The sequence below is a fragment of the Bradyrhizobium sp. ORS 375 genome (assembly GCF_000239775.1).
In the GTDB taxonomy this organism is placed as follows: Bacteria; Pseudomonadota; Alphaproteobacteria; order Rhizobiales; family Xanthobacteraceae; genus Bradyrhizobium.
The window spans coordinates 20,775-39,826 of sequence record NZ_CAFI01000149.1 but is presented as its reverse complement, the minus strand read 5'-3'; the positions used below and the strand labels follow the sequence as shown (position 1 = coordinate 39,826).

The window sequence follows — 19,052 nt, the reverse complement described above, 5'->3', positions numbered from 1 at the left end:
CTCGCAGGCGGGCCGCAGGCGGGCCGCAGGCGTCAGCCGACGCCTGGCCTTCCCTGCGCCCTCCGAACGCGAGAGGGTGGGATGAGCGGCATGACTCGGACAGAATTGTCGCGAGACCGCGGACGTGTGGTTGCGCGTGTCTCAACTGGTGTCGATGAGTTGCTCCGCGCGCGCCTCACGCTCCGTCGTCGTCCCGGGCTTGACCCGGGACCCATAACCCCAGGCAGCAGTTGGCTTGCGCAGGTCCAACCACCTCGTGTCATCACATCGGCCGGTGGCTATGGGTCCCGGGTCAAGCCCGGGACGACGGCGGTGAGAGGGGCGCCAGCGTACGCCCCTGACGCCAATGTCACCCGTGCACGACCGACTTCGCGATCATGCAATGAATGCCCTTGGAGCCGTTGACCGTCTGCGTCACGCGCAAATCCGCCGCGAGGCTGCACAGCGTGTAGGCGTCCTCGCGCGACAGATTGCGCTTCTCGCCCAGCAGCACGATCATGTCGCGCAGCGCCTTGACCACGCACTGGTCGAGATCGGGGTCCATCGCCATCGTCATGTAATGCGTGGCCGTCTCCGCGCGCGGATAGTCGAAGCTGAGATCCTTGCGTACGGTCAGCCGGAACCGGCCCTGCAGCGCGGTCTCGATCGCGGTGACGCAGACCTCGCCGTCGCCCTGCACGCCGTGGCCGTCGCCGCAGGAGAACAGCGCGCCCGGCACGAAGACCGGGAGATAGAGCCTGGCGCCGGCGCCCAGCTCCTTGTTGTCGAGATTGCCGCCCATCGCGCGCGGGATCAGCGAGGTGATGCGGCCCCAGGCCGGGGGCGGTGCGGTGCCCATCACGCCGAAGAACGGCGCCAGCGGCAGCTCCAGCCCCCACGGCATTTTGCCGACCATGCGCTCCCGATCGAGCGGGATGTTCATCAGCCGGCTCTCATGGAAATCGTCGGGCAGGGTGCCCGCCAGCGGCCGGATGAAATTGTAGCCCCAGTCCTGCCGCAGCTGCACGTCGAGGATCTCGACCTCCAGCACGTCGCCGACCTCCGCGCCGCGCACCGCGACCGGCCCGGTCAGGATGTGGCCGGGCACCATGCGCTCCGACCTCGCATGGACGTCGAACAGCTCCGGCGGCACGTGGAATCTGCTGGTGTCCGGCACCACGTCCGGCCCGCCGCTGATCGAATCGATCGTAACCTCGTCTCCGCTGTCGACCGTGAGCACCGGTTTCAGCCGGGATTCGAAGAAGCCCCAATGGCAGGTCTCGGGGCTGGCGTGCAGATGATGATGGGCCATGATCCTCTCATTCGTGCCGGTTCGAGGCGAAGCATAGCGCATCACATGGCGTTCGCAGAGAGATGGCAACGCATGGCGGCTGTCGTGTATGAGGGCGGCCGTACGATCTCACCCTGCGCCGGAGCCCGGAATGTTCTTCGTCCTGTCCAAGACGCTCGGCCTGCTGGCGCTGCCGACCAATTTCATGATCGCGCTCGGCCTCGTCGGCGCCCTCCTGATGCTGACGCGCTTCGCCCGGTTGGGCCGGAGGCTGGTGGTCTCGGCGATGCTGCTGCTGGCGATCGTCGGCCTGACGCCGCTCGGCAGCCTGATGCTCTATCCGCTGGAAAGCCGCTTCCCGAAATGGGACCCGGCGAAGGGCGCGCCGGACGGCATCATCGTGCTCGGCGGCCCGGTCGATTCCGATCTGTCGGTCATGTACGGCATGCCGGTGACGGTGGCCGGCGCCGACCGGGTGATCCAGGCGGCCGTGCTGGCGCGGCGCTACCCGAAGGCGCGCGTGCTGTTCACCGGCGGCAGCGCCAACCTGATCGCGACCGAGGCCAAGGAGGCCGATGTCGGCGCCGAGATCCTGGAAAGCCTGGGGGTGCCGAAGGATCGTCTGCTCTTGGAGCGGCAGTCGCGCAACACCTACGAGAACGCGATCTTCTCCAAGGCGATGCTTGCACCGAAGCCGGGCGAGCGCTGGCTGCTCGTGACCTCGGCCTATCACATGCCGCGCTCGGTCGGACTGTTCCGCAAGGCGGGCTTCCCGGTCGAGCCCTATCCCGTGGATTGGCGCGTCGGCCGCGTGCTCGATTTCGACGGCATCTCGCTGCTCGGACTGCGCCGCGCCGATATCGCCGTTCGCGAATGGGTCGGGCTTGTGGCCTATCGCCTGCGTGGCCGCACCGACGATTTGTTTCCCGGCCCGACTTAACCCGATGGCTTGAAGCCGGCCGCCTTCGCCGCCAGCTCGTCACGCACGCGCGCGACCACCGGCTCGAAGCGGCAGCTGGCATCCTGGCGAAACAGCCGTGCGCTCGGATACCACGGGCTGTCCTCGCGATCCCTCAGCCAGCGCCAGTCGGCGAGGTAGGGCAGCATGATCCAGGTCGGCCGTCCCAAGGTCCCGGCGAGATGCGCGGCACTGGTGCACACGGTCACGACCACGTCGAGACAGGCCATGAGAGCGGCCGTGTCGGCAAAGTCGGTCAGCTCGGCGGTGAAATCGCGGATGCGGCTCTGCTGCGCGAGCAGCGCCTTGTCGGCGGGACGCAGCTCCTTCTGCAGGCTGACGAAGTCAGCCTCGACATCGAGCAGCGGCAGCAGCGTCGCCAGCGGCATCGAACGGTTGCCGTCATTGGCCTGGTGCGGGTTGCCGGACCAGACGAGGCCGACGCGCAACCGATCGTGCGGCCCGAGCCGCTGCTCCCAGGCGGCCACACCCTCAGCCGGTGGTGGCGGCAGATAGTCGGCCGACGGAATGGTCTGGAGCGTGGTGCCGAAGGCGAGCGGCAGGCTCATGATCGGGCAGTGCATATCGAACGCCGGCCGGACCAGGTCCGGCGCGAAGGCGAGGCACTGCGACACGCCTTCGATGCCAGCCATCAGCCGCCGCAACGGCTCGCGCACCACCAGGATCACCTTGGCGCCGCGCGCCGCCACCATGGGGAGATAGCGTGCGAACTGGATATTGTCGCCGAAGCCCTCGTCCTCCTCGATCAGGACGGTCTTCCCGCCAATGTTTTCTTGGCCCAGCCATCTTGGCTGCGCGAACCGCGGATAATCAGGCGAGAAATCCGGCATATTCCAGCGCGCCTCGCGGCGCGCCCAGCCGGCTTGGTAGTCGCCGCATTGCAGCTCGATATGGGCGAGCTGCCAGGCCGCCTTGGCATTGCCGGGCTCAAGCGCGAGGATCTCGCGGTAGACCGCCGCAGCCTCCTCGAAGCGCAGCAACTGCAGCAGTGCAAAGCCCTTGTTCTGCAGCACGTCCACGAAGCCCGGCCGCAGCGCCAGCGCCTTCTCGAACCAGGCCAGCGCCTCTTCGCTCCGGCGCAGGCAGACGAAGGCATCGCCGAGATTGTTGCAGACAAGCGGATCCGTCGGCGCAAGCCTTTGCGCGCGCTGGCAATCGGCAAGGTAGTCTTCGTAACGTTTCAGCTGGCGGACGCACCGGGCCCGCAGCTGCAGCGATTGGAGATCGTCAGGCTGCTGTGCCAGGCAGACCGTGAAGGCCTGAACCGCTTCCTCATAACGCTGCTGCTCCTGCAGCAGCAGGCCGCTCTGAAACGCAGCTTCCCGGTGCACGGGATTGATGGAAAGCGCCTGCCGGTAGCTCAGCAGCGCTTCGTCGCCGCGACCAAGCGCCAGCAGCACGCCGCCCATGTGCTTCCACAATTCGGCATCATCGGACTTCAGCTGGATCGCCTTGTCGAACACGGCCAGCGCGTCGTCGAGCCGGCCCATCTGCTTCAGCGTGAAGCCGAGGCTGGTGAGATAATCGATCTTCGGGCTCTGCCGGATCGCCCGCGAGAACCACGCCACCGCATGGTCGTACTGCCCGCTCTGCAGCGCGATGATGCCCAGCAGCGCGAGGCTGTCGGCATGGTTCGGGTCAGCGGAAAGTGCCTGCTCGCAGGACATCTGCGCGTCGAGCAGACGGCCGCCGCCGAGATGGTGCAGCCCGGCCTCGTACAGCGCGGCCGGCGACAACGACGGCGCCGCACCGGGGCCGGGCGTCGCGCTCTTCGCGCCTTTGTTCCGGTCACTGCGGCCCATCGCTCGATCCTGTCCGGGGATCAAAAATTCATAAGTGATTCCCGGGGGATCGAGAAGGATCATGGTAGGGCAGGCGAGGCCGGGCGGCGGAGGGGCTGGCCTCGCGGGCCGCGAGCGTCTAACAAGCGCCCCGAAGTCGAACCAGGCCTCGCAACGACACTCACCGCGGGCTCGAACCGCGTGGCAGGGAGGGAGCGCCACATGCAACAGCCGAATGGCTCCGAACGGCTCGATCTCGCGGCCATGGTCGCCGACCTGAACGCCCTGTTGCGGCTGAAGACGACCGTGATCGGCATCAAGATGTTCGCCCGCGTCGAGGACATGGAAGCGGTGGAGAAGATCCGCCGGCCCAGCGCCGTGCACACCACTGACCAGATCGTCAGCATGGCCGCACGGCTCGGCTGGACCGTCGGGATCACCGGCGACGATCTCGTCGGCGCGCAGTGCCGCGCCGTGATCGGGCTCGGTCCGCAGGACGACACCTGGCTGAAAGGCGAGAACTATGTCGGCGTCTGGCACGGCACGGCCGAGGATGCCCGCAAGCGGCAGGAGGCGCTCGATGTCGTGCCGTTCGGGCGCTATCAGGCGATGGCCGTCAGCCCGCTGGCGAGCGGCCGCCTCGATCCGCCTGACATCTGCCTCGTCTACGCGACGCCGGGACAGATGATCATCCTGATCAACGGCCTGCAATATGTCGGCTACAAGAAGTTCGAATGGGGCGTCGTCGGCGAGACGGCTTGCGCCGACTCCTGGGGCCGCGCGCTGAAGACCGGCGAGCCGAGCCTGTCGCTGCCATGCTTCGCCGAGCGCCGCTATGGCGGCGTGCCGGACGAGGAGATGCTGATGGCGCTCAAGCCCGCCGACCTCGCCAAGGCGATCGCCGGCATGAAACAACTCGCCAAGAACGGCCTGCGCTATCCGATCGCGCCTTACGGCATCCAGAACGACGTCCGCGCCGGAATGAATGTGTCTTATGGAAAAAAGTAGACCCGCAAACTCCGTCATTGCGAGCGCAGCGAAGCAATCCAGGGCTGAGGACGGGACTCTGGATGGCTTCGTCGCGGAGCCTGTCATCGGGCCGCGCGCCGCGCGGACCCGTTGGCTCTTCGCAATGACGGGGCATTAAAATCGCAGCTGATCTCCAGGAAACAAGAATGACGTCATCCAAATTCGACCTCGTCGTCTACGGCGCCACCGGCTTCACCGGCAAGCTCGTCGCCGAATACCTCGCCACCCGCTATCGCGGCGACGCCTCGCTGCGCTGGGCGATGGCGGGCCGCAGCCTCGACAAGCTCGCCGCTGTCCGCGACGAGATCGGCGCGCCGTCCGATACGCCGCTGATCGCGGCTGATGCGTCCAATCCCGAGACGCTCAAGGCGATGGTAGCGCAGACGAAGCTGGTGCTGACCACGGTCGGTCCCTACCAGTACTACGGCAATGAGCTGGTCGCCCTTTGCGCCGAGACCGGCACCGACTATGTCGATCTCTGCGGCGAGCCGGTGTGGATGCGGCAGATGATCGACAAGCATCAGGCCGCCGCCGAAAGGAGCGGCGCCCGCATCGTGTTCTCCTGCGGCTTCGATTCCGTACCGTTCGAGCTCGGGGTCTACTTCGTGCAGCAGCAGGCGAAACGCGTGCTCGGCGCTCCGGCCGCGCGCGTGAAGGGCCGCGTCCGCGGCATGAGCGGCACGTTGTCCGGAGGCACGGCCGCCAGCGCCAAGGCGACGTTCGATGCGGTGGCCCAGGATCTCAGCCTGGTATCGGTTCTGAAGGACTTCTTCGCGCTGACGCCGGGCTTCAAGGGCCCGAAGCAGCCGACCGGCAACAAGCCGCTCTACGAGGAGGATCTGCAATCCTGGGCGGCGCCGTTCATGATGGCGCTGATCAACACCCGCAACGTCCACCGCTCCAACATGCTGATGGGTTTTCCGTACGGCCAGGACTTCGTCTATGACGAAATGGTGCTGACCGGCCCCGGCGAGAAGGGCGAGGCCAATGCCAAGAAGGTGATGGCGGCCAATTCCGAGAAGACCGGCCCGAACGCGCCGAAGCCGGGCGAGGGGCCCTCCAAGGAGGAGCGCGAGAACGGCTACTACAATCTGATGTTCGTCGCGATCGCGCCCGACGGACGCCAGGTCCGCGCCACCGTGAAGGGCGACCGCGATCCTGGCTACGGCTCGACCTCGAAGATGATCAGCGAATGCGCCATCGGCCTCTTGCGCGACGGTGCCGGCGTGAAGGGCGGCTTCTGGACTCCCGGCGCGGCGCTCCAGGACAGCCTGATCAAGCGGCTGGTGGACAATGCCGGGCTGACGTTTACGGCGGAGAGCTGAGCGCGGCGCTGCTAGGCGAGCCGATCTCGATCGATCGGCTCGCCTCGGCCTGATGCGCGCGGGTGGCGGCGATCATGCCCCACATCGTGCCGAGCATCAGGAAGAAGTGCCGCCAGTGGTCGGTGTCGATGATGAAGCTCTCGCCGACGGTGCCGAGGAAGGCGGAGAACACTGCGATGTAGGTGCGCTGCCACGGCACGCGCACGAGCAGGTAGCGGAAGCCGAGAATGACGGTGGTGAAGACGAGCGCGGGATAGCAGATGCCGGACAGCCAGCCGCCCGACATGAAGGCGTTCAGATAGGAATTGTGGGTGTCCTCGGGAAAGTAGTTGTGGAACTGCAGCGGCCCGATCCCGAACGGCAGATCGAGCGCCATGTCGGCGCCGAGGATGTGGCGTCCGAAGCGGCCGAACCGGCCCTCGTCATAGCTCTGGTCGAAGCTCGCCCGCTGCTTGAACATGTCGGCGATGGAGTCGATGGAGAGGAGAACGCCGATCAGGACGATGCCCGCGGCGGCCGCGGCGAGCGTCATGACGATGATGCGGGAGCGCTCGCCCCGGGTCTGGCTGGTGAGCACCATCAACACCAGCATGAAGGCCGCCGTGAGCACCAGGCCGCCCCAGGCCGCGCGCGAGAAGGCGAGCAGGATGGCGAGCGCCATGATGCCGAGCGCGAAGCTCGCGCGCAGCGTGGCGGCGAGGCGCGCGGTGACCACGTTCTGCAGCGCAAGCAGCGCCGGCAGGATCAGGAACGCACCGAGCACGTTCGGGTCCTTGAACGTGCCGCGCGCGCGGCCGTACAGCGTGAGGAGGTCATAGCCGCCGGGTACGAGATGGAAGTAGCCGGCGACGCCGGCGAGACCCGCCATCGCCCCGCCCAGCACCAGGCCGCGCCGGAGCATGTCGAGCCGCGCTGCGCTGTCCTCGGAGGTGACCATGGCGATGAACAACGCCGTGAAGGCCATGTACCAGGAGGTGGCGATCCAGCTCGCGATCTTGGAATCGTCGAGCAGCGGCACGGCGCTGATTGTGTAGCCGAGATTGACCAGGAAGAGCAGAAGAAGGAGGGGCAGGAAGACGGCGCGCAGCCTGATACCGGTCGCGATGAACACCGCGGCGGAGGCGAGCGTCACCAGCTCATAGGGGCTGGGTTCAATGAAGACGATGGCGCCGGAGGCACCGACCAGCCAGATCAGCGCGCGCTGAAAGGCCATCACGCCCGGAGGGGCGATCGGCCTCGACGCGAACTCTCCGGCAGCCGCCGTGTACGCCATCACGAACTCACACTCATACGCAACGCGCGGCGGGACCGGCCTGACACAAACACGAAGCGGGCTCGCGCCCGCTCCGGATCCCCGAACTCAATAGGCGTTCTCGCTCTTGGTCATCAGCGCCAGCGGCGTCTTCAAGAGGATATAGAGGTCGAACAGCACGGACCAGTTCTCGATATAGTACAGGTCGAACTCGACGCGCTTCTGGATCTTCTCCTCATTGTCGATCTCGCCGCGCCAGCCGTTGATCTGCGCCCAGCCGGTGATCCCCGGCTTGACCCGGTGGCGAGCGAAGTAGCCGTCGACGGCCTCGTCGAACATCCGGTTCTGCAGCTTGCCCTGCACCGCGTGCGGTCGCGGACCGACGAGGGAGAGATTGCCCTTGAACACGACGTTGAACAGCTGCGGCAGTTCGTCGAGGCTGGTCTTGCGGATGAAGCGCCCGACGCGGGTGACGCGCGGATCGTTCTTGGTCACGACCTTCGACGCCGTGGGATCGGCCTGATGGTGATAGAGCGAGCGGAACTTGAAGACGTCGATGCGCTCGTTGTTGAAGCCGAACCGCTTCTGCCGGAACAGCACGGGACCGGGACTGTCGAGCTTGATCGCCAGCGCGACCAGCGCCATCACCGGCAGCGCCATGAGCAGGATCAGGCCGCCGACCAGACGGTCGAACAGGTGCTTCATCACCAGGTCCCAATCCGTGATCGGCGCCTCGAACACGTCGAGCGTCGGGACCGCGCCGAGATAGGAGTAGGAGCGCGGACGGAAGCGGAGCTTGTTGGTGTGGGCCGAGAGGCGGATGTCAACCGGCAGCACCCACAGCTTCTTCAGCATGTCGAGGATGCGCGTCTCCGCCGAGATCGGCAGCGCGAACAGCACCAGGTCGACGCGGGTGCGCCGGGCGAACTCGACGATGTCGTCGACCTTGCCGAGCTTTGGTGCGCCGGCGCAGGTCTCGAGCGCGCGCGAGTCGTTGCGATCGTCGAACACGCCGAGGATTTCGATCTCGGAGTCGTCTTGCGCTCTGAGCGCGCGCACCAGGTCCTCGCCGCTCTGGTCGGCGCCGACGATGATGGTCCGGCGATCGAGGCGGCCCTGCCGCGCCCAGCTGCGAATGAGGTTGCGCAGCACGACGCGGCTGGCGATCAGGGCGCCCAGCCCGACGAAGAAGAACGCCGCCAGCCACAGGCGCGAAACCTCGCTGCCGATCTTGGCGAAGAAGGAGAGGCCGATGAACAGCAGGAAGACGAAGCAATAGGACGAGATCATCCGGGTCATCTGCCGCACCTGGGCGCGGAAGACCTGGAGCTGATAGATGTCCGCCGCCTGGAAGCAGACCACGGCGCTCACGGCCAGACCGAGGATCGCGACGAGATACTCCCAGTGAAAGCCGCTGAGCGGAACGACGTAGCCGAAATAGATGGCGCTGCCGACGACGCTCAGCAGCACGAAATCCGTGATGCGGACAATGCCGGCAAGAACGATCGGCGAATAGGCGCGGTGGACTTTCTGATTGGCCACGGCCAGCGCAGCAGGCGTCAGGCGGCGACGGCGTTCAACGGCCGGCTGTCCGGCCCCGGCCGTCGACGCGGCCGAGGCCGCGGCAGCATCCAGCATCGAGCGAGCGTTGATCGGTTCCACAGTCGTACAAGCCCGGATTATGTTTGTTAGTATGTATGATCATGTAAGCGCTGACAGCGCCGGGGGAAATTCCCTACCGACGGGATTAAGCGGCAATTCGGAAGAAACGGTTAGCGATGGTAAATGACGTCAGGTCTTGGTAAATGCTTCGCGGTAGCTGTCGAGCACGCCCTCGACCATCGCCTTCTGCGAAAAATGCTGGAAGACGCGCTCGCGCAGCGCTTTGGCGCGCAGCTGTGCGGTCGCAGGGTCGTCGAGGGCCGAGGCGATGGCATCTGCCATCGCGACCGCGTTGCCCGGCATGAACAGCGACTCGCTATGCGGACCGAAGATCTCCGGAATGCCGCCGACCCGGGCGGCGATCATCGGGACACCGGCGGCGCCGGCCTCGATCACCACATAGGGCATGGAATCGCCGCGCGAGGGAACAACGAGCAGGCGCCCTTTGGAAAAACCGTCCCGGGCCTTCACATGTCCGATGAAGCGCACCGCGGAGGTCAGGCCGAGCCGCTCGACCTGCGCCTTGAGGCGCGCCATCTCTTCGCCGTCGCCGCCGAGCGTGAGCGTCAGCGGCCGCCCCTTGGCGCGCAGATGCGCGACGGCGTCGATCAGGAGATCGGCGCCCTTGATGTGCCGGAACTCGCCGACATAAGCGAGGTCGCTCTGATCCGACGCCGGTGTGACCGGATCGAATTCGCCGGCGGTGACGCCGTTGAAGACGCAATGAACAAGGCCCTGCGGATGGCCGATCATGCGCTCATAGGTGTCGCGGGCAAACACGCTCTCGAACAGGAACAGGTCGGTGCGGTTCATCAAGGCGTGCTCGAGCCGTCCGTACAACGCTCCCTTCAGCGTGTTCCGTGGATAGTGCAGGGATCCGCCGTGAGGCGTGTAGATGCGAATGGTCCCCGGCCGATGCGGGAGCAGCCGCACGAAAGCGCCGGCCTTGGCGCCGTGGCCGTGCAGGACATCCGGTGCGAGCCGTTGCGACAGACGGTGGAATTGGCTGAGCGCGATGACATCCGTCGGCCACGGCTCCCGGTGAATGGCGACGCGATGGACGCCGAGCGTCAATCGCGGCGCGATCTGCGCCAGCGCCGCATCGGCACGTTCGCCGCCCGTCAGGCTGTCCGCGATGATGCCGACGTTATGCCCGCGATCGACCTGGCCATTGGCAAGGTCGAGAATGTGACGAAAGATGCCGCCGACAGGCGCTCTCACCGCGTGGAGGATTTTCAATGGCCTGTTCGGCGATCGCATCATGTCGCGTTCGTCCGCAGCGCCGTGCTGCGCCGGCTCTTGCCAGGCGGTGGTGCGCGAGCTGATCTGACGACTGGCAGATTGAGGGAGCACGGGCGTCTCTCGCGCTATTACCTTCGTGGCCTATTTGGATAGATCGGTGATGGTTAACAAAGCTTCACTTCCTGGCGCGGCAATGTGGCTCGTTTCGACAATGTGACCAATGATCCAAGATCCTCTCCGCGCGATCGTGCGTCGCGAGGATGTTTGTTCTGCAACCGTCGGGAGGCGGATGTGTCGATTAACCGGTCAGCAACCTTAATAGAGTGTAATCGTACCACGTAGGGTAGCAGCGTGGCGTGGGTCGCGGGAGTGGATGGATGCGGTTGGCGTTCTGGCGTGCCGACAAGAAGGTTCGGGCTGAGAAGGCGTCGGTCCCGCCTCGGACGAGTGCGCCTCCGCCCGCCGAGCCGGTCGCGTCCGGCGATCTCGATGTCCGGCTGATCGGCCGCGCTCTGGCGCGAAAGCGCGGCTTCATTCTGCTGCCGACGCTGCTCGCCTTGGGGCTGGCGGTCACTGCGGTCAACATGATCACGCCGCGCTACAAGTCCGAAGCGCGCATCCTGATCGATGGCCGCGAGAGTCCGTTTCTGCGCCCGAGCGGCGAGCGGGCGGAGGAGCGGACGGCGCTTGATCCGGAGGCGGTGACGAGCCAGGTGCAGCTGGTGCTGTCGCGTGATCTGGCCCGCGACATCATCCGGAAGAACAAGCTCGGCGAGCTGCCGGAGTTCGATCCGGTGCTGCGCGGCGTTTCCCCGTTGAAGTCGATCGCGGCGATGATTGGACTGGTCAAGGACCCGCTCGCGATGACGCCGGAGGAGCGCGTCATGGATGCCTATTACGAGCGCCTGACCGTCTACGCCGTGGACAAGTCGCGCGTCCTTGTCGTCGAATTCCAGTCGCAGGATCCGGAGCTCGCGGCCCAGGTCGCCAACTCCATCGCCGATGGCTATCTGGTCGTTCAGCAGGCCGCTCGCCAGGCGCAGGCGAAGTCGGCCAGCCAGTGGCTCGCCGGCGAAATTCAGAGCCTGCGCAAGAAGGTCGAGGAGGCGGAATCGCGAGTCGAGGAGTTCCGCACCAAATCGAACTCTTTCATGGGCACCAACAACACCTCGCTGTCCAATCAGCAGATGGGCGAGGTCAGCACCCAGCTGAACAATGCACGCGCTCTGAAGTCCGATGCCGAGACCAAGGCGCGGCTGATCCGCGAGATGCTGCAGAGCGGCCAGCCGATCGAGGCTTCGGAGGTGCTCAATTCGGAGCTGATGCGACGATTGTCCGAGCAGCGCGTGAATTTGCGCGCGCAGCTCGCCGAGCAGTCCTCCACGCTGCTCGACAATCATCCCCGCATCAAGGAGCTGAAGGCGCAGCTGGCCGATCTCGATCGCCAGATCCGCGACGAGGCCGGCAAGATCTCGCGCTCGCTCGACAGCGATGCGCGCATCGCCGACGGGCGGGTGCAGATGCTGAGCCAGAGCCTCGACCAGGCCAAGAAGCAGGCGGCGTCCACCAATGGCCAGGATGTCCAGCTCCGGGCGCTGGAGCGTGAGGCCAAGTCGCAGCGTGACCTGCTGGAGTCGTATCTGGCGAAGTACCGGGAGGCCAACACCCGCGAAACCCTGGACACGCCGCCGGCGGAGGGGCGGATCATTTCGCGGGCGGTGGTGTCGAATACGCCGGCCTATCCGAAGAAGCTGCCGATCGTGCTGATCGCGACCCTGGCTACATTGATGCTGACGGCTGGTGTGGTGATCACCGGCGAGCTGCTGCGTATCACCGCGCCGCGCGCCGTCTCCGCTGTGGCGCCGTCCGCACCGGTCGTCACCGCTCCGTCGCCCGTGCGGGCGGAGCCTGTGATGGCGGCACCTGCGGCGTCGCTCGCTCCTGTCGTCGCTCCAGCTGCGGCGCCGCTGCCCATCGTTGCCCAAGTCGTTCCTCCGGCCCCTGTTGCCGTCACTCCGCCGCCTGCCACCGTTCCGCCGCCCGCGGCGGTGTCGCCCCCGGTCCCTGAGCCGGCGCCGCCCGCGAGCGAGCTCGATCAGCTCGCCCAAGGTCTTCTGGCCGCGGGCGCGGCGGCACGTAAGATCACGGTGCTCGGCACCGCGGGTGGCGAGGCGGTGACCACCACCGCGCTGTCGCTTGCCCGCAGCATGGCGCGGGACGCCCGGGTCGTGCTCGTCGATCTCGCCGGCCGTCCGCAACTGCTGGCCAGCCTCTCGGTCGATCCGGCGGCGCCGGGGCTGATCGAGCTGATGCTGGGCGAGGCGTCGTTCGCGTCGATCATCACCAAGGACCAGGCCTCGCGGCTGCATCTCGTCAATGCGGGCCGGCCTGGCGCCGACCGCAACCAGTTGCAATCGCCTCGGCTCGCGCTCGCGATCGACGCGCTGCTGCGCGTCTACGACCACGTGCTGCTCGATGCCGGCAACGCGTCCGACCTGCCGGCCGAGCTCTTGACAACCGGCGCGCGCGCCGTCGTCGTGCCGGATCCCGCCATGCCCGCCGAGGCCCGCAGCCAGATGAGCGAGCAGCTGCGCGAGGTCGGCTTCGGCGCCGTCAGCATGCTGCGGACGCCTGTCGGCGGTGCCAACCGCAATCAGCCGGGGCCGCGCGGCGTCGCCGCCTAGTTATCGTCCTTGGCGGCGTCTGTCCTTGGCTGCAGTGCGCCCCGCAGGCGTTGCGCGAGGCGGAGCAGGGCAGGGCTGTGCTTGACGGCGTGCTTCGCCCGCCCCAACGCCGCCATGGTGCTCGCGGCCACGCGGCCGCGCGCGGTCAGCGGAATGAAGCTGTCGAAGATCGGCTCGTCATCCTTGCAGAACATCCGCTTGTAGTCGTCCGAGCCGATGCCGAGATCGAGCGCGCGAAAATCCTCTTTCGCGTAGTGATCGATGATCGAGCGCATCAGGATCAGCCCCGGGCTCCAGCGCGCATTCTCCGACAGCGTGTAGGTGTTGAACATCATCGAGAAGCGCGTCCCGTCAGCGACGCCGGCGAACATCGCAATGATCTCGGCGTCGCAACGCAGAGCGTGTATCTCGATCGCGCGATGACCGCAGCCGAGCCGGGCCATGCAGGCGCTTCGCACGAAGGCCTCGACGCCGGGGTCAGCGAAGACGTTCGGCAGCTTCTGCTCGGCCATGCGGATCGGCTTGGTGCGGAAGAACCAGTCGAGCACCTCGCCGATCTCGGCGTCGCTGTCGGCGATCATGTAGCGATAGCCGGGCAGCGCCTGCAGCTTCTTTTCCTTGCTCTTGAGACGCTTGCGGAACGAGTTCGAGAGCAGCGCCGTCGGCGCGGCGCCCGCCGGCATCAGCAGCACCGGGCAGTCGTTGACCGACGGCTGGTGCGGCCATTGCGCCAGGGGATTTGCGAGCTCACGCCATCGCACCGGCTGCTGCGACAGCGCAAGCACGTCGGCGCCACCGTGATCGCGCAGGCTGGCGAGCAGCGCATCGAGATCCCGATCGCCGGCACGCCCGGCGAAATCGCGCTCCAGCAGCGGCATGTTGAAGGTCGTATGCTTGCCGCCCATGAAGCTGGCGACGCGGACGCCGAAAGCGTTCCGCAAGGTCAGCGGCAGCAGCAGGAGAGGGCGCTGCTCGGCATCGCGCGCGACAACGATGAACGGCCGCGCCTGCTCACTTGCGCCGACAGCGCGCTGCCAGGCGCCGACCAGGTCGAAGCGCTGGTAGGGTGTCGAGACATGGTCGGGAGATTCGAGCGCGCGCCAGACCGCCTCGGCTGCGGCGAGATCGGAGATGATCTCGACATCAGCGATTCCGGACACCAGCCGCTGCGCGGGCGCCTGCGCCGTCCGGCTCTCGATCACGGCGGCCATGGTCATCGCGCAGCTCGCGTTGGAGTTTGTGGTGACTTGGAATTTTATTGCTTTGGGTGGGCAGACCCTCGCAAAGAAGTCTCAACAAAAGGTAATGGCAATGAACGCGTCCCAATTCGGGAAAGAGGTCGGCAAAAGACCTGTTCAAATCAGCTCCAGCCACATGATCTTAAGGGCAGGCCCTTAAGACTCGGCTGACGGCGGACGACGCAATCGCGCCATCGTCGCTCAGCATCAGGTGGGCGCGCGGGTTTTCGTTTCAAGTGGATCTCTTGCGAAGGGGCGCTGGATTTGTCGTCGGACAACAGGTGGCTGCGGAGCGCCCGGCTCGAACTGGCCTATTTCAGCGGCGGCACGCTCGTGGCCTCGCGGGCGAGACGCGGCGCCGGCGCCATCCTGCGGTTCGAGCGGGTGCGGCCGCGCCGCAAGGGTCCATTTCAGCCGCTCAAGCACGCCGAGATCACGCCGCGGTTTCTCGACCAGGTGATCCGCAAGCTCAAGCGCTGGGGCTATGACATCGTCTCGCTGGACGAAGCCTGCGCCCGTGCCGTGCAGCTCCCCGAAGTCCGGCGCTTCGCGTGCCTGACCTTCGATGGCGCATGGAAGGACCTCATCGTCAACGCCTATCCGGTGCTGGCGCGCCACGGCGTGCCGTTCACGGTGTTCGTGCCCACGGCGTTTCCGGATGGGCTGGGCGAAGCCTGGTGGCTGGCGCTCGAAGCCGTCATTGCGCGCGAGGCCCGCATCAGCCTGGTGATCGATCGTCGCGAGCAGCGCTTCTCGGTGTTCAAGCCGGCCGAGAAGGCCGAGCTGTTCGCCTATCTCTCCGGCTGGCTGCGCAAGCTGCCGCCGGCCGAGCTGTCGGTCGCGATCCGCGATCTCTGCTCGCGCCATTCGGTCGACCTCGCCGCGCTCTCCCGCGAGGCCTCGATGGACTGGGCCGACATCAACAGGCTCGCCGCCGACCCGAACGTCACGATCGGCAGCGCCACGGTGCATCATCCCGTGCTCGCCCATGTCAAGGATGCCGAGGCCCAGCGCGAGATCGCGATGGGCAAGGCGGTGCTGGAGACCGCGCTGCGGCGCCCGGTCCGTCACATGGCCTATCCATTTGGCGATGCTGAGTCGTTTCGTCGCAGCGACGTCGTGCTCGCCGAGCAGGCGGGCTTCGTCAGCGCCGTCACCACGATCGGCGGCGTGGTGCAGAGCGAGGGCCGCACCAACCTGCACATGCTGCCGCGCATCGCCTGGGACGGCCGCTCGCGCTCGCTGCGGGCGCTGAAGGTGCTGATGACCGGGGTGACGCTGCCGCGACAAGAATTCGCGCCACGACCTGAGCTCGACCTCGGCTGATCAGCCCTCCCGCGCCGGATCGGGGCGCAGCATCCAGCTGACGATCGGCATCGCCGGCAGCACCCAGCCCATGCCCACGACGACGTAATACACCCCCTGCATCCAGCCGGAATTGGCGATCAGGGGAAATTGCGCCAGCACCATGCCCATCATCGACCAGGCGAAGGCGAGCAGGAGCAGCGCGATGGCGCCGATCAGTTTGCGGGTGCGGATCGTCATGACGGGAATGTCAGCCTGCGTTGAAGGGCGGCGCGGCTTGCGCGTGAATTCACTGGGATTATAAGGGCCTGACAGCCCCGGTTCAATCGAGCGTTCACCCTCCATGACCACGGTTCCCGCCACCCGCGATCTCGCTGCCATCCGCATCTGGCTGATCTTCGTCGCCGGCCTCATCGCCGTGATGGTGCTGGTCGGCGGCGCCACGCGGCTGACCGAATCCGGGCTGTCGATCGTCGAATGGAAACCGGTCACCGGCACGCTGCCGCCGCTGTCCGAGCAGGCCTGGACCGAGGCGTTCGAGGCCTACAAGACGATTCCGCAGTACCGGCAGATGAACGCGGGCATGACCTTGCACGAGTTCAAGACCATCTTCTGGTGGGAGTGGAGCCATCGGCTGCTCGGCCGCGTCATCGGCATGGTCTACCTGCTGCCCTTCCTGTGGTTCCTGTGGCGCGGCGCCGTATCCGGACCGCTCGGGCGCAGGCTGTGGCTGATCTTCGGCCTCGGCGCGCTGCAGGGTGCGGTCGGCTGGTGGATGGTCGCTTCGGGCCTGACGGAGCGCACCGAGGTGGCGCCGGTCCGGCTGGCGACGCATCTGTCGCTGGCGCTGTTGATTTTCGCGTCGATCGTCTGGACCTTGCAGCGGCTTAAGCCGCGTGACGAGGCCGAGGTGCCGGCGCGGTTGCGGCTGACGGCCTGGGTGCTGGTCGGGGTCACCTTCGTGCAGCTCTATCTCGGCGCGCTGGTCGCAGGGCTCCGCGCCGGCCTCGTCTACAACACCTGGCCCGACATCGACGGCGGCCTGATCCCGAAGGCGGCCAATCTGTGGATCCATTCGCCGTGGTGGATCAATCTGTTCGAGAACGATCTGACGGTGCAGTTCATGCATCGCATGACCGCCTACACGCTGCTCGTATTGGCCGCTTGGCACGCGGTCGATGTGATGCGCACAGGTGCCGGCCGCGACGTGGTGCGCGGCGCGCACCGGCTGCTCGCGGCGATCCTGCTGCAGGCGGTGCTGGGCATCGCGACCTTGCTGATGGTGGTGCCGATCTCGCTGGCGCTGCTGCATCAGGGCACGGCCATCCTCGTGCTGACGTTCGCCGTGCTGCAGGCCGAGCGGATGTCGCCTCGACCTATGACGGCTGTTGCCGTGCCGCGGACGGCGGCGGCCGCGGGGCAGGCGGGGTAAGGGCACGATCTTTCCTCCGTCATTGCGGGCGCAGCGAAGCAATCCAGAGTCCCGTCCAGGACTCTGGATTGCTTCCGCCGTCGCCCTCCGGGCTATGGCGGACAAGTCGTCGCTGCGCTCCTCGCAATGACATGGAGAGATTGAGTGCCTATCGTCATGTGCGCTTGCGCTACCGTATCCCCTGTCGCCCGGCTCGACCGGGCGATCCAGTATTCCAGAGACGGTTGTGAGTCCTCGATGGGCCGCGGCGTACTGGATCCCCGCCTTCGCGGGGATGACAACCGAGCTTGAGGTGCGGCCATCGCCCCTCTCAGACGACCCTCTCAGATATCCAGAACACAAACGCTCTCACTCTCGCGCGCTGTTGGCGCCGAGTCATGCCGGTCGTTTCACCCTCCGAAACAGGCGAGGGCGCAGGGAAGGCCGGATGCCTGGCCGGCACCCATGGCCCGCGTGCAACAAAAAAGCACGCGGCGGTCACCACAGGTATGGCGTCCCGGCCTTGAGCCGGGACGCAGAGCCACAGGCTGCGGTTTGGGTCAGGCCGTCGTTGATATCGCGCCCACGACGATGGCCGCGGAGTATGGGTCCCGGCTCAAGGCCGGGACGACACCGTTGGTCGTTGCGCGAGCTCCGCAGTCACCGGGAATGGATGATCAGATGAAGGACGAATACGACTTCTCGAACGTCGAACGCGGCAGGTCTTTCGCAGGGGCAGGCGAATGATTCCGCCCGTGCATCTGGAGCCTGATGTGCTCGATCATCTCAGTGGGCTCGCTCGTGCTCAGGACGTGTCGATGAGCGAACTGGTCGATGCTCTCCTCAAGGAGGATAATGGGCGGATCGAAGCAGCGAAATAGCTACTTAGGAATCTGCGCGGGATTCGCTATGCCTCCGACAGGGCCTGCAGCAGACCTTCAGCTCCCTCAGCAATACCCCGTCACGCCACAAGCATACGGCAACCGGAACATGTAGCTCGTATAGCCTTCGCCGCCGTAATACGGGCCCTGATAGTCGTAGGAGAAGGCGCGGCCGTAATAGCCGGGGAGCTCCTGGCGGCCGAGCAGCAGCGGGGTCGAGGGCAGCATCGGGGAGATCAGGGAGTCCTGGTCCTTGACGACGACCACGGCCGGAGGCGGAGCCTTGGCGGCGCGGCGGGCCTTGTAGTGGAGGACCTTCTCGTGGACGGCGGGGAGGTCGGCGGCGAGGACCACGCCGTTCGCCGCGGTGGCTGCCAGCAGCATCATGATCACCAGTGTACGCATCCTGCTTTCCCTTGCCTTCTGACAGATCGTGCGCGGCAGTGCCGTATCGGGGGCGCGCCGCGATTCCATGGGCGGCAGGATGAGCCGGGTATGGTTAATGAAAACTTTCTCGCGCCGGAACCCGGTTGCAATCCTCCGTAGAAGGACGGGCATTTTCAGCTTTTGTTAAGTTCTGGTGGTGCAAGGTTCCGCTCGCCGGCGATTTTGAAGGCTGGCCGGGCGAGGCCAGAGCCCCGTCCGAGGGGCAAATCTCTGCTGCATTTCAGCGGAGTCTCAGACCAGAAGGGTTCGAGAATGTCGGTCATCGTGATGTCCGCGTCCGCGCGTCACCGGCTCCTGTCACGGACCGAAACATCCAATCCAGCTCTTGCCACCGACGAGGACGTCGTCTGCCGCCAGGCGCGCGCATTACGTCGGCGCATCGCCGGCTCGAGCCTTGCGCTCGCAGCCGATGCCCAGGAGAGCGTGCTGCACCTGCTGATGTGACGACGATGAGTTAACGAGGGCGCGGTCCGAGAAGCCGGCAACGGCCCGACCGTGGGACGAAGGAGAGCGCGGAAGCCCAGGGGGGCCGGCCGCGCTCTCTTT

Annotated in this window: 16 protein-coding genes; 8 read left to right on the top strand and 8 right to left on the bottom strand. The window is 66.4% G+C overall.

Annotated features, from left to right (window positions below):
* Positions 1–349: 349 nt before the first annotated feature.
* A complete protein-coding gene (locus BRAO375_RS12875; RefSeq protein ID WP_009027905.1) occupies positions 350–1,291 on the bottom strand; it encodes an acetamidase/formamidase family protein in 942 nt (313 codons plus the stop codon).
* Between the two features lie 130 nt (positions 1,292–1,421).
* Between BRAO375_RS12875 and BRAO375_RS12870 the strand changes: the two genes are divergently transcribed.
* A complete protein-coding gene (locus BRAO375_RS12870) occupies positions 1,422–2,210 on the top strand; it encodes a YdcF family protein (RefSeq protein WP_009027904.1) in 789 nt (262 codons plus the stop codon).
* Here BRAO375_RS12870 and BRAO375_RS12865 read toward each other — a convergent pair.
* Complete coding sequence (locus BRAO375_RS12865; protein WP_009027903.1) at positions 2,207–4,051, bottom strand: tetratricopeptide repeat protein; 1,845 nt, start codon at positions 4,049–4,051, stop codon at positions 2,207–2,209. The two genes, BRAO375_RS12870 and BRAO375_RS12865, sit on opposite strands and share 4 nt — an antisense overlap.
* Before the next feature lie 201 nt (positions 4,052–4,252).
* Between BRAO375_RS12865 and BRAO375_RS12860 the strand changes: the two genes are divergently transcribed.
* Together BRAO375_RS12860 and BRAO375_RS12855 are read left to right on the top strand one after the other, a co-directional pair.
* Positions 4,253–5,038 (top strand): DUF169 domain-containing protein, encoded by a 786-nt coding sequence (locus BRAO375_RS12860; RefSeq protein WP_009027902.1) that lies wholly within the window; start codon positions 4,253–4,255, stop codon positions 5,036–5,038.
* A 167-nt stretch (positions 5,039–5,205) separates the two neighbouring features.
* Positions 5,206–6,384, top strand: coding sequence for a saccharopine dehydrogenase family protein (locus tag BRAO375_RS12855; protein WP_009027901.1), 1,179 nt, complete (start codon positions 5,206–5,208; stop codon positions 6,382–6,384).
* On the opposite strand, the gene BRAO375_RS12850 is transcribed toward BRAO375_RS12855, so the two are convergent.
* The 3 genes from BRAO375_RS12850 to BRAO375_RS12840 all read right to left on the bottom strand — a co-directional run bounded on the left by BRAO375_RS12850 (position 6,368) and on the right by BRAO375_RS12840 (position 10,561).
* Positions 6,368–7,657 (bottom strand): O-antigen ligase family protein, encoded by a 1,290-nt coding sequence (locus BRAO375_RS12850; protein ID WP_009027900.1) that lies wholly within the window; start codon positions 7,655–7,657, stop codon positions 6,368–6,370. The two genes, BRAO375_RS12855 and BRAO375_RS12850, sit on opposite strands and share 17 nt — an antisense overlap.
* An 87-nt stretch (positions 7,658–7,744) precedes the next feature.
* Positions 7,745–9,274, bottom strand: coding sequence for an undecaprenyl-phosphate glucose phosphotransferase (locus BRAO375_RS12845; protein WP_009027899.1), 1,530 nt, complete (start codon positions 9,272–9,274; stop codon positions 7,745–7,747).
* Between the two features lie 153 nt (positions 9,275–9,427).
* A complete protein-coding gene (locus tag BRAO375_RS12840; protein ID WP_009027898.1) occupies positions 9,428–10,561 on the bottom strand; it encodes a glycosyltransferase family 4 protein in 1,134 nt (377 codons plus the stop codon).
* A 356-nt stretch (positions 10,562–10,917) separates the two neighbouring features.
* Here BRAO375_RS12840 and BRAO375_RS12835 point away from each other — a divergent pair, with 356 nt between their 5' ends.
* Positions 10,918–13,224, top strand: a complete 2,307-nt coding sequence (locus BRAO375_RS12835; RefSeq protein WP_009027897.1) for a GumC family protein — start codon at positions 10,918–10,920, stop codon at positions 13,222–13,224.
* Here BRAO375_RS12835 and BRAO375_RS12830 read toward each other — a convergent pair.
* A complete protein-coding gene (locus BRAO375_RS12830) occupies positions 13,221–14,441 on the bottom strand; it encodes a GNAT family N-acetyltransferase (RefSeq protein ID WP_009027896.1) in 1,221 nt (406 codons plus the stop codon). The two genes, BRAO375_RS12835 and BRAO375_RS12830, sit on opposite strands and share 4 nt — an antisense overlap.
* Before the next feature lie 285 nt (positions 14,442–14,726).
* Here BRAO375_RS12830 and BRAO375_RS12825 point away from each other — a divergent pair, with 285 nt between their 5' ends.
* Positions 14,727–15,788: a polysaccharide deacetylase family protein gene (locus tag BRAO375_RS12825; RefSeq protein ID WP_009027895.1), complete on the top strand. Its 1,062-nt coding sequence runs from the start codon at positions 14,727–14,729 to the stop codon at positions 15,786–15,788.
* On the opposite strand, the gene BRAO375_RS12820 is transcribed toward BRAO375_RS12825, so the two are convergent.
* Positions 15,789–16,007 (bottom strand): DUF2842 domain-containing protein, encoded by a 219-nt coding sequence (locus BRAO375_RS12820; protein WP_009027894.1) that lies wholly within the window; start codon positions 16,005–16,007, stop codon positions 15,789–15,791.
* A gap of 103 nt (positions 16,008–16,110) precedes the next feature.
* Between BRAO375_RS12820 and BRAO375_RS12815 the strand changes: the two genes are divergently transcribed.
* Both BRAO375_RS12815 and BRAO375_RS37995 read left to right on the top strand, forming a co-directional pair.
* On the top strand, positions 16,111–17,199 hold the full coding sequence (locus BRAO375_RS12815) for a COX15/CtaA family protein (protein ID WP_009027893.1): 1,089 nt from the start codon (positions 16,111–16,113) through the stop codon (positions 17,197–17,199).
* Positions 17,200–17,921: 722 nt separating this feature from the next.
* Complete coding sequence (locus tag BRAO375_RS37995; RefSeq protein ID WP_009027891.1) at positions 17,922–18,059, top strand: hypothetical protein; 138 nt, start codon at positions 17,922–17,924, stop codon at positions 18,057–18,059.
* A gap of 66 nt (positions 18,060–18,125) precedes the next feature.
* Here BRAO375_RS37995 and BRAO375_RS12805 read toward each other — a convergent pair whose 3' ends face one another.
* The gene (locus BRAO375_RS12805) at positions 18,126–18,464 is read right to left on the bottom strand and encodes a hypothetical protein (RefSeq protein ID WP_009027890.1); all 339 of its coding nucleotides are present in this window, start codon (positions 18,462–18,464) and stop codon (positions 18,126–18,128) included.
* Between the two features lie 294 nt (positions 18,465–18,758).
* On the opposite strand from BRAO375_RS12805, the gene BRAO375_RS12800 reads away from it, so the two are divergent.
* Positions 18,759–18,950, top strand: coding sequence for a hypothetical protein (locus tag BRAO375_RS12800; RefSeq protein WP_035640171.1), 192 nt, complete (start codon positions 18,759–18,761; stop codon positions 18,948–18,950).
* The last annotated feature ends 102 nt before the right edge of the window (positions 18,951–19,052 follow it).

Excerpts from the sequence above, each read along its gene's own strand:
- BRAO375_RS12855 (WP_009027901.1), top strand. The coding sequence starts at position 5,206 with ATGACGTCATCCAAATTCGACCTCGTCGTCTACGGCGCCACCGGCTTC.
- BRAO375_RS12875 (WP_009027905.1), bottom strand. The coding sequence starts at position 1,291 with ATGGCCCATCATCATCTGCACGCCAGCCCCGAGACCTGCCATTGGGGC.
- BRAO375_RS12845 (WP_009027899.1), bottom strand. The coding sequence starts at position 9,274 with ATGCTGGATGCTGCCGCGGCCTCGGCCGCGTCGACGGCCGGGGCCGGA.
- BRAO375_RS12800 (WP_035640171.1), top strand. The coding sequence starts at position 18,759 with ATGTCGGTCATCGTGATGTCCGCGTCCGCGCGTCACCGGCTCCTGTCA.
- BRAO375_RS37995 (WP_009027891.1), top strand. The coding sequence starts at position 17,922 with ATGATTCCGCCCGTGCATCTGGAGCCTGATGTGCTCGATCATCTCAGT.
- BRAO375_RS12850 (WP_009027900.1), bottom strand. The coding sequence starts at position 7,657 with ATGGCGTACACGGCGGCTGCCGGAGAGTTCGCGTCGAGGCCGATCGCC.
- BRAO375_RS12835 (WP_009027897.1), top strand. The coding sequence starts at position 10,918 with ATGCGGTTGGCGTTCTGGCGTGCCGACAAGAAGGTTCGGGCTGAGAAG.
- BRAO375_RS12870 (WP_009027904.1), top strand. The coding sequence starts at position 1,422 with ATGTTCTTCGTCCTGTCCAAGACGCTCGGCCTGCTGGCGCTGCCGACC.
- BRAO375_RS12865 (WP_009027903.1), bottom strand. The coding sequence starts at position 4,051 with ATGGGCCGCAGTGACCGGAACAAAGGCGCGAAGAGCGCGACGCCCGGC.
- BRAO375_RS12860 (WP_009027902.1), top strand. The coding sequence starts at position 4,253 with ATGCAACAGCCGAATGGCTCCGAACGGCTCGATCTCGCGGCCATGGTC.
- BRAO375_RS12815 (WP_009027893.1), top strand. The coding sequence starts at position 16,111 with ATGACCACGGTTCCCGCCACCCGCGATCTCGCTGCCATCCGCATCTGG.
- BRAO375_RS12805 (WP_009027890.1), bottom strand. The coding sequence starts at position 18,464 with ATGCGTACACTGGTGATCATGATGCTGCTGGCAGCCACCGCGGCGAAC.
- BRAO375_RS12830 (WP_009027896.1), bottom strand. The coding sequence starts at position 14,441 with ATGACCATGGCCGCCGTGATCGAGAGCCGGACGGCGCAGGCGCCCGCG.
- BRAO375_RS12820 (WP_009027894.1), bottom strand. The coding sequence starts at position 16,007 with ATGACGATCCGCACCCGCAAACTGATCGGCGCCATCGCGCTGCTCCTG.
- BRAO375_RS12840 (WP_009027898.1), bottom strand. The coding sequence starts at position 10,561 with ATGATGCGATCGCCGAACAGGCCATTGAAAATCCTCCACGCGGTGAGA.